The organism is Natrinema soli (assembly GCF_028618695.1).
The window spans coordinates 1-1362 of the sequence record NZ_JAQIVI010000289.1 but is presented as its reverse complement, the minus strand read 5'-3'; the positions used below and the strand labels follow the sequence as shown (position 1 = coordinate 1362).

Genomic DNA, 1362 nt, shown 5'->3' with positions numbered 1-1362 from the left:
GGCTCGAGCGGCCGTGAAATCGCCGTCGATGGCGTGGCCGACCATCGCCTCGACCTCCTCGGGACGGGCCGTCGCGGTGATCGCGAAGACGGTCTCCTCGTCGACGGTCTCGCCCATCACCGCGGCGGCCTGCAGCGCGTTGATCGCCTTCCGCATGTCGCCGTCGGCCGCGTAGACGAGGGCGTCGACGCCGTCGTCCGTGACGTCGATGTCCTCGTTCGCGGCGATTTCCCGGACCTGCGCCTCGATGGCGTCCTCGGAGAGTTCGGTAAATCGGAAGACCGCACACCGCGACTGGATGGGGTCGATGATCTGGCTCGAGTAGTTACACGAGAGGATGAAGCGGGTGTTGTTCGAGAACTGCTCCATCGTCCGGCGCAGCGCCGACTGGGCGTCGGAGGTCAGCGCGTCGGCCTCGTCGAGGAAGATGATGCGGTGTGAGTAGCCGCCGAACGACGAGCGCGCGAAGTCCTTGATCCGGTCGCGGACGACGTCGATCCCGCGCTGGTCGGAGGCGTTGAGCTCGAGGAAATTCTCCTTCCAATCATCGCCATAGACCTCCCTAGCGATGCTTTTGGCTGCTGTCGTCTTTCCCGTGCCTGCTGGACCTGCGAAAAGAAGGTGGGGGAGATCGTCCTGCTCGACGTAATTTTTGAGTCGCGGAACGATGTCCACGTGGCCCTTGATGTCGTCGAGCCGCTCCGGGCGGTACTTCTCGATCCAGACTTCGGTCTTGCCGGGGGTGGGCTCCGCCGCCTCGGCGTCGGCCTCGCTCATACCGGTCGAAGGGGTGGCCCGAAGATAAAACGACCGAAGGTCGTTCTGCGTCTCGAGGCGGGTAACGATAGCCGCCGACGGGAGACGAAACGCGGCGACGCGCTCGGCCACGGCGACCCACTCGACCGCGCCGACGCAACCGCGAGACCGCAGACGCGACCGCGAGACCGCCGACCACGGCCGGATTCGAAACCGACACGGTTCTTGACATCAGCGTAACACGTTTTTCTACCCGCTCGTGGAAGGGAGGGAAGGAAGACACATGAGAGTGAGAAAGAACCGGTTGCAACTCGTCGTTGCAGCGCTGGTCGTCCTCGTCGTCATCGGCACCGTCCCGGCCACGGTCGCCGCCCAGTCCGACGCCCGGACAGGCGGGACGATCGTCGTCGACGAAGGCGAGACGGTCGATAGCCTCGAGGCCTTCGGTGGAAGCGTCGTCGTCCGGGGTACCGTCACCGGGGACGTCAGCGCCGTCGGGGGCGACGTTCGAATCGAGAACACGGGCCAGGTCGACGGCGATCTCGAGGCCGCCGGCGGGAGCGTGATGATCGCCGGGACCGTCGACGCCGACGTCAACGCCGGCGC

Annotated in this window: 2 protein-coding genes; one reads left to right on the top strand and one right to left on the bottom strand. The window is 65.9% G+C overall.

The window, feature by feature from the left end:
* The coding region (locus tag PGX04_RS17375) for a replication factor C small subunit (protein ID WP_273739670.1) at nt 1-777 on the bottom strand (777 nt) is incomplete at its 3' end.
* Nucleotides 778-1039: 262 nt separating this feature from the next.
* Here PGX04_RS17375 and PGX04_RS17370 point away from each other — a divergent pair.
* Nucleotides 1040-1362: bactofilin family protein (locus PGX04_RS17370; protein ID WP_273739669.1), on the top strand; the 323-nt coding region annotated here is incomplete at its 3' end.